Genomic DNA, 14543 nt, shown 5'->3' on the forward strand with positions numbered 1-14543 from the left:
TATATCTTTTATTTATTAATAACTATTTAGAAATAACCAATTTAGTTTGATATTGCTTCTGACCATCTGTTAATCTAACAATATATGAACCGTTTTGAAGGTTATAAAGATCAAGCTCTAAATTTGAATGATCTGCTTGATTGTTGAATTGTTGATTCATAATTAGTTTACCACTAAGGTCAAATATATCTACACTTACTGATGAACTATTTATTGCATGATAAGCAATATTAATTAGGTTCTGTGCAGGATTTGGATAGAGCTCAATACTTCCTTCCTTAGCAATAGGAGCGTTAAACTCTTCAAAACCAACAAAGTCTTTACTCACATATACTCCACCGCCAAATGTACCTACATACATGGCTCCATAATTATTGGCTCCTGCATAGAATAAATAATTATCTCCTACTGGGAATTTAGCAGAAGGCCAATTAACATTTTGTTGTCTGATGGCAAATACAGGAACATTACCAAATGCAGCATCTTCATAGATCCATTCAACAGGATTTGCATCAAAATTCGATGTGATGAACATTCCATTTTCAGTACCAATAAAAACAAGACCATCAGCATTTACTTCAAAAGAAGAGGCATAAGCTGGCATTTTTGGAAGGTTTCCTTGAATACTTGAAAACTCAGGTGCATCACTCATGCCGTTTGTAGAAGCAAAAACATAATCCGTGTTGCCATAGTTTCCTAGAGTGAAAACAATGTTCTCAGCATCTTTAGGATCAACTGAAACAGAAGTAACCGCTTGGCTTGTAGATAACGCAATTTCTTGTGTTGCTATAATACAGCCAGGTCTGTTAATGTCGGCTTGTTCTTCTGAATGAGCTCTAGAGATGTTTGAAAGTCTATATAACTTACCTTCTAAAGTACCAACCCAAACATAATTAGCATCTGCCGAATATGCCATACAAGTTGGTAGGCCTTCAATCTCGCTAATTTTCCACCAAGTAGGAATTGCTGTATAGTCAAGCATTCCTGTGGTCATATAAACAGCATCTTGTGTTGCTATGAAAGCTTTTGTAGAAACGATATCTCGAACAAGAGCAGTCCCTGCTGAATCAACATTTTGGTCTAAAATAGCTTTGAATGGAAACTCATAAGAATTACTTTGTACATAAACTTCTTCACCAGCTTGGTAAGCTCTTGTACGAGCTACAAATTCTGCTGTATCTGTAGAATAAGGGTCATTTGTTGTTTCCCACATTAAAAATGGAGTCATAAACTCTTCACCTATTTCAATGTCATTTATAATAGTTGGGTCTTGATTTATACCGTCGTCCTCTGATCTCCAGAAATTACCATTTTCATCAGAACAAACTACAAATTCAGGGTTGATAAAACTGATATGGTTATAACCACCTGTTTCAGCACTAGCAGAACCAAATTTGCCCACTAGCATTTCAATTGCTTGCTTAGAGCCATTGTCTTCAATTCTATGAACACCATTAAATTGAGAACCTGCTAATACAGCCCCCCCTTTAGATGCGTTTACTGTAAAATATTCAGAAGTGTTATAGCCACGGTTAATAATTTCTGTACTACCAAAACCATTTGTTGTGAGGCTCATTCCTCCATCACTACCAATAATGGCATTTCCATTTCTTGAGGCATCAAATACAATGGTATTTATACCAAAATGAACATAGTTTGAAGTAAAACCATTAGGGTAAGGGGGGAAATTACCATTTGTTATTTGAGTCCAGTTATAATAACCAGTAGATTGTGATTCATATCCTTGATAAACATCGTAGGCTCCAAGGTACACTTTCTTTTCGTCCGTAGGAGAAACCGCAATGGCATTATTTCTTAATCCTTGACCATAATAGATATCACCAATTGAAGAGCCTCCAGGATAAACTACTCTCCAAGTCAAACCTTTATCAGTAGTTACATAAACATTATGTAATGAGCCTTCTGTAGTTACGTAACTTGCATAAATATAATCAGCATTCGTTGTTGAGATATCAAATTTAATATTTCCAAATGAACCTGAAGGTAGCATTCCTTCTTCTTCTCCAGAAATTAATGTGAAACCTATTGCACTTCCTGTAGAAATATATGCATTTCCTGCTACAGCTGTTATAACAGAACCATTCTTTACTATAACATCGCAGCTCTTTCCTGAAAGTTCAGTATCACCTGCTTTTGCCATAGTCCATTCAGCTCCATTAAAATACTTTAAACCAGTATTGGTTGCTGCAAATAAATTTCCAGAACCATCAACGGCTAATTTCTGGATAAATGCCCAATCACCTTCAGGGTTAGAGCCATCAGGTGCTGTACCTGGCATTAACTCAAACGTAGTTCCGTTGGTTGATTTGTATATCCCTTTTCCAATAGTACTACCTTCTGAAAGCTTATCTGCTGCAGGCTCAAGGCTTACTCCAGTACCTACATAAATAGTTCCATTATCTGCTTGGCAGATAGAAGAAACATTCAATACATCATCTAACTGAACCATGGACCAAGTAGCGCCATAATTTGTAGATGTCCATAAACCACCAGAAGTACTACCGGCGAAAAATGTGTTACCACTTGCGTCAGTGTTATCGATGATCACTGCTTTTGTTGGTCCACCATAGTTGAGTGGTCCCATTGAAGTCCATTGGTAAGTGGATGCTTGCGATTTAAAATGACTCATTAATTGAGATGATTCTCTCGCTGAAATCACATCAGTAATGGAAATGGTTCCAGTGTGCTGATTCGTCTTGATTTTGGAGAAGTACTCACCAGATGTCATTTTTGAATTCTTGTTGATAGGATTATTGTCATTTCCATCAACAGAAAAGGCCATCAAAACTGATGTTAAACCTGCAAGAAAAACTACAAAGGTAAATCGTAAAAATCTATTTTTCATACCCGCTTGTTTTTATTTTGAATTAATTTCGTAATATTTCTAAAATAGTGGCACAAGGTACATTAAATTTGATTGATTACAAATTTTCGAAACCAATTTGTTTTAACATATTTTAAGGTTTTATTGATGTTTTACATCTAATTATGTTAAAATAATTTAACGAGCATGATTCATCATAAATAATTTGCGTTTGATATTGGTCTAAGATATTTAATATCAGGTATATGTACGGTAAAAGATAAGGGTTTTATTACTAAGTGTTTTTCTGAGGTAAGCATTTCGAAATTAGGGGAAACTTTTAAGTGGAAATGGCTAATATCAATCAAAAAGAGGCGGATTTTCACTAAAATTCTCATCCCTTTTTTGGATTTCGGTTCGGATTTGGCTTCCAAAATGTCTTGTGAGCTCAAAAATCATGTCAGAAATGACCCAAAATCGCTATATAATTTCCATGTTTTCGCTCTCGATCCAACCAATGCTTCCATTCTGAATTTTGATTTTCTTCCACTCACCTACCTGATCAAGTATGCTCACTTTTGTTCCTTCATGAATAACAAATAAATCGACACTGCTTTTGGCGGGAGAACTTTTTACAGTGATGCTAGGAGTGAAGATAATGGCTTCATCATGCTGTTTAAAAGATGAGTACTTCTGATAAGTCAGAAAAAAAGTAAATACAGATAAGCTTAAAAATACAAATGCAGTCCAAAAACCTAATTTCTTGATAATGATTTTGTTGGAGAGGAAATATATGGTTAGTAGCAATGCGAAAAATGAAAATAGGATCAATCCTATTTTTGCCCATACATCTATGGGGAAATGATTGTATAGGCTTTGATACCAATTAATGAAAAATAATCTAGGTATTTCTTCAATTCTATCTGGAATCATTGAATTACATAGTTGAAGATTAAAAATAATGTTTTCATCGCTGGGTTTCAGCTTTAAAGCTTTTTCGTAATACAATATGGCACTTGGTATTTCCTGCAATTTAAAATAGGTATTGCCTAAGTTGTAATATAGTTCTGGAGATTGATATCCGCTGTCGATTATGGATTGATAAACTACTGCTGCTGTATCGTATTTTGCTTCAGCATATAAGTCTTGGGCAGTAATAATTTTGTTTGAGAAATCTTGTGCAAAAGACCCCAAAGAAAATAAGACCGCAAGACAAGTAATGATTATTTTTGCTTTCATGTTTCTTATTATTTTAATTGGTCTTCAATTTTACTGATGATATTTAATCCTTGTTGATAGACTTTTTCCATCATACTATCTTTATCACCTGGTGCAAAGCGTGCAAATTCACTATTATTTAATGTATCAATAAATTCTCGAATCACATTTTCATTAACTCCTTTTTCTAACAATTTATCATTTACAGTATCGCTGGATAATTCCGATAGTGGAATGTTGAATTTGTCACTCACATAGCCCCATAAAGCTTGGCCTATTTCATTATAGAAGTCTGCTTCTTGGTGTGCCTTTAAAAACTCATGAGATTTTTTCAATCGTTTTTTGGCCACTTTTGTAGCGTTTTTGTTTTTCATTAAACTGGTATTTCCTCTTCTTTTTCTTTCTCGCTGCCATACCATGATGATAAATAGCATGATAATAATAGGGCTGATAAGAAGAATATAGAATGAATAAGAGCCAAAGAAAAAATGCTCATATGGTTCCAATTCGAATGGCATTAGGAATATGTATCTAATATCCTTTCCAATATAACGAATGTCTTCTTTTGAGCTTCCTCCGTAAGTTACATTTTGCTGATTGGTATTATTAGATTTATTCACCTTTATTTCATAAGAATCACTACTTAATTTTTTATATTGTTTTTTAACGGGGTCGAAATAGGAGAACTCAACAGTAGGAATTTCATAGGTTCCAGCACTTCTTGGTATTACGGTGTATTCATAAGTTTTGTAACCATTAATACCTTCTTTGTTTTTTCTGGTTTTTGTAGAAATCTTAGGATCGTAAACCTCGAAATCTGCAGGAAAACTGACATTTAAATCAGGAAGTAAATCCACATTGCCTTGGCCACTAATGGTATACTTCAAGGTGATGGCTTCATTGGCCATTAGTTCTCTATGATCGATATTAGAACCTAAGGAATATTGGCCTACAGCTCCTGTAAAATTTACGGGCTTGTTGGCATTTGGGAGGTCTTTTATTTCTAAATTCAACTGATTAGAAAAAAGTGTCTTTTCAATATTTCTGTAATTATTACTAAAAAAGGGATCATTAAAGAAGCTATCGAAGAAAGGATCGTTGGATGAAGTTCTTTTATTACTCGTTTGAACTTGCACTACACAAGACAAGGACATGGGTTCAATTTCTAACTTGCCTGTTTTTTGAGGAAATAATGCTGTCCTTTTTAAATCCGCAACAATATATTCTTCTCCATTAATGATTTCATTTCTTTGATTTAGTTTTCCATTATTTTCCAATAGCTCTACATTCCAGAAACCATTGAAAGACGAAAGTTTATCTATGCTTAAATTTGAAACTGGGACTTTGGTGTAAATTCTATAAGAAACTATGATTTGTTCGCCAAGATATGCTGATTTTTTATTGCTGAACGCCTTTATATACACATCGTCAGCTTTTAGACTTCCTTTGTTTTCATTAGATGAGCTTTGTGTCTTAGTAGATTGGTTAGGACTTTGTCCTGCTTTAACAACATTGATAGTTTTAGTTGTGGATTGATAGGATTTTCCATTAACCTTAATTTCTGCAGCGGGAATTTCAACTTTACCCTCTTGTGTTGCAGCTAGTATATAAGTATAACTGACATTTATATTCTGAGAAACCTTTCCGTTGATGATCTGAATACTGCTATTCTGTCCTCGGCTGGGTCCACTAAGTATTTGTAGCCCTGATAAAGCTGGAGGTGTAAACTGATCCACATCAGCGTTAATCTGATAAGTGAGTCGAAATCGTTCTCCAAGTCGCACTTGAGCTGGTGCGGAAACCTTAAAGTCCACTTCTGCTGCTTGCATTTGTATGCCATACAAGCCAAGCATGAGGATGAAAAATATGATGATTCGCTTCATGTTATTTTAAGTATTCTCTAAATTAGTTGGCAAAAGTAATCATTACCTATATATTTCCTATATCAATACGCAAAGTTTCAGTGTCTAAGCCGTTTTACCAATCTTTTTCCGACTTAATAACTTTGGCATTCTTTTTCTTTTCTTTTTTCAGTTTCTCTAAAGTTTTCTTTTCATTATTCTTTAAAGCTTCCAACATTCGTTCTGCATCTTTTTTACTAATCTTTTGCGCTTGTTGTTCGTTTTGGTTGCCTTGTTGATTTTGTTGATCTTGCTGCTGTTGGTCTTGGTTCTGTTGATCTTGTTGTTGCTGATCTTGGTTTTGCTCCTGTTGGTCTTTGTTTTGTTCCTGTTGATCTTGATTCTGATCTTGCTTGTCCTTATCCTGATCTTGCTTGTCGTCTTTATTTTGATCTTGATTTTGTTGCTCTTGTTGAGCTTGCTTTTGGCGAGCATATTCCAAATTATAACGAGCTTCTTCGTTTTCAGGATTAAATTTTAAAGCTTGCTTATAGGCCGCAATACTTTCGTTCAGCTTTCCTCCTTTTAAAAAGGAGTTTCCAAGATTATAGGCCGTATTGGATTTTTCAAAATTAGATATTTTCTCAACACTGCTGTTAGCAAAGACTTCTGCCGCTTTTTCGTAGTTTTCTTGTTCATATAAAGCATCACCTAAGTTGAACTGTGCCGATTGTTTCTGAGGATTCTTATCCAAAGCTTTACGGTAGTTAATCTCAGCTTCGTTGAAGTTCCCATTTTGGAACTCTTTATTTCCTTGGCGAACCAATTTCTTGTCTGATTGTGCTAGACTCGTCATTGGTATGATGAATCCAAGCAGGATAAAAAACAAGACAATATTTCTGTTTGTATTATTCATTTTTGCTTGTTTTTGTTTCGAAAATATTAAATCTGCCAGCCCATTTGCTACGTTTGTCGGTGATAAATAAATCCATCACTAAGAAAAATAAAGCTAAGGCTAAGAATATTTGAAAACGATCTTCATAATCGGAGAAGATTTTGGCCTCGTATTTTTGCTTTTCCATTTTATTGATGCGATCAAATACATCTTTTAAACCTGCAGTGGTGTTATTGGCTCGGACATATATTCCTTTTCCAGCGGCAGCTACTTTTTGAAGCGTGATTTCATCGAGCTTGGTTACAACGGTTTTTCCGCTTAAGTCCTTTTTGAAACCCGTCTTTTGGCCATTAGAATAAGTCGGAATAGGAGCGCCTTCTGGTAAACCGATACCAATGGTATAAACACTGATGTTATTTTTAACAGCCTCCTCAGCTGCAGCTACTGGATTGTCCTCATGGTCTTCTCCATCAGTAATGACGATAATAGCCTTGTCATGCTTACTCTTTTCAAAAGCCTCCATCGATAAATTGATGGCTTGTCCAATACTAGTCCCTTGTGTTGGGACTACGTCTGTATCTATGGTATTGATAAAGAGTTTGGCTGCGCTATAGTCCGAGGTGATGGGTAATTGAGTATAAGCTCTTCCGGCAAATACTACAATTCCTATTCTGTCTCCCTCGAGCTGGTCAACTAGCTTACTGATGGCCCGTTTGGCTCTTTCTAACCTGTTGGGTTTGATGTCTTCCGCCAACATACTATTGGATACATCCAAGGCAATCATCAAATCCACTCCTTGTCTCTCTACCTTATCTAGCTTACTTCCTATTTGTGGATTGGCTAAACCAATAATGATAAATGTATATATTACGGAGTAGACACCAAATTTCCACCACAGTTTCTGCTTAGGTTGTTCCGGCATTAGTTTTTTTACTAATGATAATTCACCCAGTTTTTTCATTCTGGCTTTCCTCTGCAAAATCATATAATAGAAAAGCACGAAGAAAACGGGCAAGGCTGCTAGCCAATACAAATAGTTTATGTCTTCAAATTTTATCATTTATAATTTCTTAAGGCAATGTTTTTAACCAAGTATACTTTAATATAAGGAGTAGAAGAAATAATAAAGCGGCCGCTATAGCCCAAATATGAAATTCTTCTCCTTTTTTACTAAATACCGTTACGTCTATTTTTGACTTCTCCAATTCATCGATGGCTTGATAGATTTCTTGTAGCTTTTTATTGCTTGTCGCTCTAAAATATCTACCATCAGTTAATGCCGCTACTTGTTTCAGTAATGGTTCATCTATTTTTACTTCCATTTGTTGCATCTGAGTTCCAAAAGGAGTTTGAACAGGGTAGGGAGCAGTTCCCATAGTTCCCACACCTATGGTATAAACTCTAATGCCATACATTTTTGCAATTTCAGCAGCCGAAGAAGCATCCAAAGCTCCCATATTGCTCACTCCATCAGTTAGTAATATGATGACTTTACTAATGGCCTTACTATCTTTTAAACGAGAAATGGCTGTGGCAAGTCCGTCGCCAATGGCTGTACCATCCTCTATCATTCCACTTTTAACATTTGTGAATAAACTACCAAGGACGGTATGGTCAGTAGTTAAAGGGCATTGTGTAAAAGCTTCTCCACTAAATATCACCAATCCCATTCTGTCGTTGGGTCTTCCTTTGGAGAAGTCAATGGCTACTTTTTTAGAAGCTTCCAAACGGTTGGGCTTGAGGTCTTGTGCTAACATACTGCTGGAAACATCCAATGCCATCATGATGTCGATACCTTCTACGGAGACATCCTCTCTTTTGCTGCTGGTTTGAGGTCTGGCAATCGCAATAACGAGTAAGCCAAGTACTAGCATTTTTAGTGCAAAGGGAAGATGAATAAGTCTTTGGCGTAAGCTGATTGGAGCGCCTTTTAGGTTCTCCAAACTAGAAATTCTCATTTTGGCAAAATTACCTTTATGCTTCCACCAATACCATGCGGTAAGAGCAGGAATGAGTAAAAGGAGCCAGAAATATCCCGGATTTGCGAAATCAATATTATTGAACATCTTTTACCTCCTTGTTTTCTGTTGGCTTCATTTCTTGTACCGCTTTTATAATCAATTGTTTCGTCTCGTTTACAAAGTCTGTACAATTATTCAAGCTGGTATCATTTTCAATAGCCGAAGCTCCAGATTTAGCAAACTTTACCAAATCCGATAATTCTAAAGAAGCTTGCAGCTTTTGAAGGGCTTCAGTATTGATATTCTCTTTTTTAAGCGAGTCCATGATTTCGAAACTCACCATTTCTGCTGCTTGAATACCAAATCTACCTTCAATATAAACTCTAATAATATCAATAAGCTCGGTATGGTATTCCTTTAGCTGATCTTGTTGCCAAAGTTTTTTCAGCCTGAGTTTTTCTAGGTCGAGAATGGCTTGTTCATGTGGTGGAAGACTTGGTTTCTCTTTCTTTTGGAATAGAGGTTTGTTCTTTTTCTTCCTCTTAATGAAGTAGAAAATGGCAAAAATAACCAATCCAAAAGCAAAGGCTGAAGCTATCCATGGTAAAAACTCAGCGATGGTGTATGGCTCTGCCATGGGTCTAACAATAGGCTTAATATCTTTGGTGGTATCTACTTCAACAGTAAATACATTCAAAAGAAGGGGTTCGCTTTGTAGGACTTGAAAAGTAGTATCTCCCTTCTCCATTAATCCAAATGGGAGCGGAGGGATAATATGATAGCCTGTGTCAAAAGAGGTGATGACGAGCTGTTGTTGTAATAATTGCTGACCATCTTCTGTAAATATTGTATCAATATTAGTTCTAGAGACAATCTCTAAAAGGGAGGTAATGGTGTCATTAAATACAGGGAAGAGACCGAGTTTGTTGGCGGGTAATTGATATTTTAAATCAAGCTTCACCTGTTCACCAATTAAAATAGCATTAGTATCAGAACTCACCGATACATTTTGAGCAAAACTATTCCAGCTCAATGCCAATAATAATATGATTAGTTTCCAATTGTTTTTCATTAGGCTCGTGCTTCTCGTTTTTTAAACATGGCCACCAAAGGCTTAACATAATCAGTTCCAGTGCTAATTTCTGCCAAATCGACTCCCGATTTTTTGAAAGTTTCTTTGGTTAGGATTTCATTCTTTCGGGCAGAATCAGCATAGAATCTTCGGATGGCAGCACTAGCGGTATCTATCCATTTGGTTTCTCCTGTTTCGGAATCTTCCACTTGAATTAAACCCACATTAGGAATTTCATTTTCTCTTTGGTCGAAAATCCGAACCGCCATTAAATCATGCTTATTGCTGGCAATTTTTAAAGCGTCCTTAAAGTTGGGGCTTTTGAAATCGGATAGCACAAAAGCAGTACAACGTTTTTTAATGGCATTGGTTAAGAATTTCAAAGCTTCAGAAACATCCGTTCCTTTACTCTCCGCTTTGAAATCCACCAATTCTCTAATGATTCTTAAAATATGTGTACTTCCTTTTTTAGGTGGAATGAATTTTTCAATCTTATCGCTAAAGAAAATAACACCTACTTTATCATTATTTTTAATGGCTGAGAAAGCAAGAACAGCAGATATTTCTGTAAGTACATCTTGTTTAAAAGATTCTACAGTACCAAACTGATGAGAAGCCGAAACATCAATCAATAACATTACTGTCATTTCTCGCTCCTCCTCAAATATTTTGATGAAAGGGTGGTTGAAACGCGCAGTTACATTCCAATCGATATTACGCACATCATCGCCATATTGATATTCTCGAACCTCGCTAAAAGCCATTCCCCTTCCTTTAAAAGAAGAGTGATATTGGCCAGCAAAGATTTGATTACTCAATCCTCTGGTTTTGATTTCTATCTTTCGAACCTTCTTAAATATCTCTTTTGCAGTCAAGTTTCGCTTTTTTAATTATTAAATGAAAGGTTAATCCTCATTCAAACATCCTCAATCTGAAATCATAAATCCTCAATTAATACTCCTTAAGGTACTTCAACAGTATTCAAGATTTCGTTGATGATGTCGACAGAAGTAATATTTTCAGCTTCCGCTTCGTAAGTTAAACCAATTCTATGGCGCAATACATCATGAGCTACTGCTCTAATGTCTTCTGGAACCACATAACCTCTTCTTTTGATGAAGGCATAGGCTTTTGCAGCAAGGGCTAAGCTAATACTTGCACGCGGAGAACCACCAAAGGCAATCATGGGCTCTAGTTTTTCCATGCGGAATTTGGCAGGATAACGAGAGGCAAATACGATATCGGTGATATACTTTTCAATCTTTTCATCCAAGTACACTTCTCTTACAACTTCTCTAGCTTTGATAATATCCTCAGGTTTAACCACTGCATTTACCGTTTCGAAAGTGTTGGAAATATTCTGACGAAGAATTTGCATTTCTTCTTCTTGCTTAGGATAGTTAATCACTACTTTCAGCATAAATCTATCCACTTGAGCTTCAGGTAAAGGATATGTTCCTTCTTGTTCAATAGGATTTTGTGTGGCCATTACTAAGAATGGCAAGGGAAGAGGAAAAGTCTCAGAGCCTATTGTAACTTGACGTTCCTGCATGGCTTCTAATAACGCCGATTGAACTTTTGCCGGACTACGATTGATTTCATCTGCCAAAACGAAGTTGGCGAAGATGGGTCCTTTTTTAATTTGAAACTCTTCTTTCTTCTGGCTATAAATCATAGTACCCAAAAGGTCGGCAGGTAAAAGGTCAGGGGTGAACTGAATACGGGCAAATTTCCCATCCACAGCTTTTGATAGAGTAGTAATGGCTAAAGTTTTAGCTAAACCAGGAACTCCTTCTAATAAAATGTGACCATTGGAGAGCAAACCGATCATTAAACTTTCGGTCATGTGCTTTTGCCCAACAATTACTTTATTCATTTCGAGGCTTAGAACATCGATAAATGAACTTTCTAACCTAATTCTTTCATTCAATTCTCTAATATCTGTTTGCATCATTTTGCATTCGTTTTAATTAAGATGTGCAAATATACTCAGCCCATCGGATTGTTGAAAAAATCCGCGGTTAAAATTTGTTAAGCAGTGTTTATGAAAAGTTAAGAAGGAGGTGAATTTGTGATTTATTGGTTTTATTTCTTAGAAAAAATCATGCACTTTACTGTTTCAGATTCTGCAAATATTGTGGTTGGAAGGTAGGAGCCTGAAGCTAGAAGTAAATGTATTTCGGACTTCTAAACCAGAGTAGTTTTTTAATATTTCAAAAGGATTGATTCGTATTTAGATAAAGAATAGTGTTTTTTTTTTGAGCTTTTATCAAGCGCGTTTTCTAGCCCAAATAAATATACTTAAAATGAAACCTAGAAAAACGGAAACTAATAAAACACTAAAACTAATCTGAAGCCCAAAATGCTCTGCTAAAAATCCAAGAACAACAGGCCCAGTTAAAAAGCCTACATAGCCTACGCCAGCCATAAAAGCGATACCGCTGGCGGGATTTACTCCTTCAATATTTGCAGAGAGACGGTATACTTCGGGTACAATGATGGAGAAGCCTAATCCAACGGTGAAGAATCCAACAATACTAACTAGGGGATGGCCTAATAAAACCAATGAAAAACCTATTAAAGCTAGAACGTATCCAGCAAGAATAATTTGCCATGCTCCAAATTTTGAACTCAGATAGTCACCGCTAAAACGTCCGATGGTCATGGCCAATGAAAATCCTGCATAACCAAGCCCTAGGTAATTCATATTGGTCTTGGCGATGTCTTTTAAATATAAGCCGCTCCAGTCGGCAATGGCGCCTTCCGATACCATTCCTATAATGGCAATGGCTCCAATAAGCCACAGCGTTTTGTTTTTGATGGCGCTTCTTGTTGGGGCACTTTCGGTCTCCTGTGTTTTATTAACGATGTGAAAGTATTTCTTTTTGAAGAGAATTTGAAGGAGTATGACACTAGCTAAAGCCAGAAGAATATGTAAAAGTGGATTATTGAGCAGGACAATAATAATGGTCCCAAAGCCAGCAGATATCATTGCACCTAGGCTGAAGAATCCATGGCAAGTGGACATGATATTTATTTGTCTTTCTCTTTCAACGGTGGCAACTAAGGAGTTGATGGCAACTTGCATGATACCAGAACTGATTCCAAATAGATACATGGTAAAACAAAGCCAATAAAAGGATGGGGAGATAAATAAGGTGCTGATAAAAATAGCAACCATTAAAATGCTTATTAAAGACGATTTACCTTCCCCAATTGATGTCACAATCTTTTTTCCAAATGGAAGAGAGGATACCGAACCAAATGCAGCAAAGAACAAGGCGATTCCCAACTGTCCTTCATTCATATTTAGCTTTTCGATGATGCTTGGGATATAGATAACCCATGTACCAAACATAATACTGAGAGATAGGTATAATTGCGCAAAAGGAAATATCTCTAGCTTTTCTTTAATATTAAATTTGAGCTTCATGGTTTGGTTCTAAATATGCTGCAAATATGCTGTTTTTCCTTGGCTTAGAAAAATGCCAATTCAAGACTTCAAGCTTATTCCATCTTAAAACAAAAACTTCCAGGGTTCACGCCAGCTTTAAAAGAATCCAACAGATGACCTTGAGGATGGTATCTATAAATAATTCCGTTTTGTTGATAATCTATGGCATCTGCAATATAAACTTGTGAAGAGGTGGGGTGGATGGACAAGCCATAAAAGCCTCCATAAACTCCAGTATAACTACTTTCTACAAAAGGGACTTCTGGAAACTGAGGCTCCTCTGTGGTCATTCTAAATACATGGCGATTGATGAAGTAAAGCGTGTCTTGGCTTCCATTAATACATAATTCGGAAGGGTTGTCTTCTAAATCAAATCGAAAAAGCTTTTCGATTTCTAAGCTTTGAGCATCAATTTTTACTAGAGCTGGCCTTTCGTGTGCATAAGGACTTTCGGCATATCCACCATCGCATAAAACCCAGATTTTATTATTCTTGTCCATCACCATGCTACTGGGTTGAGCCGGAACTTCTATGGAATCTATAACTTGATCAGTATTGCTATCGATAACTAAAATTTGATTATCAAAAGACCAACAATTCGTAAAAACCAAATTCTCATATTGAATCATTTGTTCGGTACTGTGTTGGTAGTAATTAGGATTATTGTTGTTCACATCAATGCTGCCAGTTTTCTTATAAGTACTAGGATTAACAATAGTGATGGCTTTGGCATGTAAATCTGTAATGTAAGCTTTTTGGTCGTTGAGAAAGTGAATATAACGAGGAGAGTTTAAACCAGTAATGCTAGCTGTAAACTCTAAAGTATTAGCATCCGCAACATATACCTTACCGCTATTGTTGACTACGATAAAGGCTTGTCCGTTATGAATTTCCATAGATTGAACTACATCTCCTAAAGGAGCTGAGTTTCTAGCATAAAAAATGTGATTATAAATCCGTTTTTTCTCAATATCATAAAAACTCAAAGAGGCATTTCCATACATGAAATTTCCTTCGTTTGTAATAAATACTCCAGATGTATTATTTAATTTGAAATAAATGGTTTCTACTGGTTCCTTTTGACATGAGGTTGTAAGAAGGTAAATAGATAAAAATAAAAAGAGGTTTATAATTGAATCAATTTTCATCTTTTTTACCCCGGCCCCAAGGGGAGAAAGCTGAAAATTGCTGAGGTTTTTTAAACTGATTAAAGAGTATGATGTTAAACTTAATAATTGAAAAATAATATTTTTAAAACCAGATGCTTTTTCGCTCCCC

General features: G+C 36.0%; 11 protein-coding genes. All 11 read right to left on the minus strand.

All coding sequences use genetic code 11. From position 1 onward, the window contains the following. Positions 1–22: 22 nt before the first annotated feature. A complete protein-coding gene (locus HNS38_RS00710; RefSeq protein WP_172276364.1) occupies positions 23–2866 on the minus strand; it encodes a T9SS type A sorting domain-containing protein in 2844 nt (947 codons plus the stop codon). 438 nt (positions 2867–3304) lie between these two features. Then, entirely contained in the window at positions 3305–4063 is a 759-nt protein-coding gene (locus HNS38_RS00715) for a tetratricopeptide repeat protein (RefSeq protein ID WP_172276362.1), read from the minus strand. Between the two features lie 8 nt (positions 4064–4071). After that, complete coding sequence (locus tag HNS38_RS00720) at positions 4072–5925, minus strand: BatD family protein (RefSeq protein ID WP_172276360.1); 1854 nt, start codon at positions 5923–5925, stop codon at positions 4072–4074. Positions 5926–6019: 94 nt separating this feature from the next. Continuing rightward, positions 6020–6799: a tetratricopeptide repeat protein gene (locus tag HNS38_RS00725; RefSeq protein ID WP_253916203.1), complete on the minus strand. Its 780-nt coding sequence runs from the start codon at positions 6797–6799 to the stop codon at positions 6020–6022. After that, positions 6792–7838 carry a VWA domain-containing protein gene (locus HNS38_RS00730; protein WP_172276358.1) on the minus strand — a complete coding sequence of 349 codons (1047 nt, stop codon included), beginning with the start codon at positions 7836–7838 and terminating at the stop codon, positions 6792–6794. Before HNS38_RS00730 ends, HNS38_RS00725 begins: the two co-directional genes overlap by 8 nt. Before the next feature lie 10 nt (positions 7839–7848). Beyond that, on the minus strand, positions 7849–8832 hold the full coding sequence (locus HNS38_RS00735) for a VWA domain-containing protein (protein ID WP_172276687.1): 984 nt from the start codon (positions 8830–8832) through the stop codon (positions 7849–7851). A 1-nt stretch (position 8833) separates the two neighbouring features. Then, positions 8834–9811 (minus strand): hypothetical protein, encoded by a 978-nt coding sequence (locus HNS38_RS00740; RefSeq protein WP_172276356.1) that lies wholly within the window; start codon positions 9809–9811, stop codon positions 8834–8836. Next, positions 9811–10686 carry a DUF58 domain-containing protein gene (locus tag HNS38_RS00745; protein ID WP_172276354.1) on the minus strand — a complete coding sequence of 292 codons (876 nt, stop codon included), beginning with the start codon at positions 10684–10686 and terminating at the stop codon, positions 9811–9813. The genes HNS38_RS00740 and HNS38_RS00745 overlap by 1 nt, the downstream gene beginning before the upstream one ends. Before the next feature lie 86 nt (positions 10687–10772). Next, positions 10773–11765: a MoxR family ATPase gene (locus HNS38_RS00750; protein WP_172276352.1), complete on the minus strand. Its 993-nt coding sequence runs from the start codon at positions 11763–11765 to the stop codon at positions 10773–10775. 315 nt (positions 11766–12080) lie between these two features. After that, the gene (locus HNS38_RS00755) at positions 12081–13244 is read right to left on the minus strand and encodes an MFS transporter (protein ID WP_172276350.1); all 1164 of its coding nucleotides are present in this window, start codon (positions 13242–13244) and stop codon (positions 12081–12083) included. A 74-nt stretch (positions 13245–13318) separates the two neighbouring features. Next, complete coding sequence (locus tag HNS38_RS00760; RefSeq protein ID WP_253916200.1) at positions 13319–14413, minus strand: YncE family protein; 1095 nt, start codon at positions 14411–14413, stop codon at positions 13319–13321. Between the last annotated feature and the right edge of the window lie 130 nt (positions 14414–14543).

The sequence above is a fragment of the Lentimicrobium sp. L6 genome (genome assembly GCF_013166655.1).
Classification (GTDB): domain Bacteria; phylum Bacteroidota; class Bacteroidia; order Bacteroidales; family UBA12170; genus UBA12170.

Excerpts from the sequence above, each read along its gene's own strand:
- HNS38_RS00710 (WP_172276364.1), bottom strand. The coding sequence starts at position 2,866 with ATGAAAAATAGATTTTTACGATTTACCTTTGTAGTTTTTCTTGCAGGT.
- HNS38_RS00715 (WP_172276362.1), bottom strand. The coding sequence starts at position 4,063 with ATGAAAGCAAAAATAATCATTACTTGTCTTGCGGTCTTATTTTCTTTG.
- HNS38_RS00720 (WP_172276360.1), bottom strand. The coding sequence starts at position 5,925 with ATGAAGCGAATCATCATATTTTTCATCCTCATGCTTGGCTTGTATGGC.
- HNS38_RS00725 (WP_253916203.1), bottom strand. The coding sequence starts at position 6,799 with ATGAATAATACAAACAGAAATATTGTCTTGTTTTTTATCCTGCTTGGA.
- HNS38_RS00730 (WP_172276358.1), bottom strand. The coding sequence starts at position 7,838 with ATGATAAAATTTGAAGACATAAACTATTTGTATTGGCTAGCAGCCTTG.
- HNS38_RS00740 (WP_172276356.1), bottom strand. The coding sequence starts at position 9,811 with ATGAAAAACAATTGGAAACTAATCATATTATTATTGGCATTGAGCTGG.
- HNS38_RS00750 (WP_172276352.1), bottom strand. The coding sequence starts at position 11,765 with ATGATGCAAACAGATATTAGAGAATTGAATGAAAGAATTAGGTTAGAA.
- HNS38_RS00755 (WP_172276350.1), bottom strand. The coding sequence starts at position 13,244 with ATGAAGCTCAAATTTAATATTAAAGAAAAGCTAGAGATATTTCCTTTT.
- HNS38_RS00760 (WP_253916200.1), bottom strand. The coding sequence starts at position 14,413 with ATGAAAATTGATTCAATTATAAACCTCTTTTTATTTTTATCTATTTAC.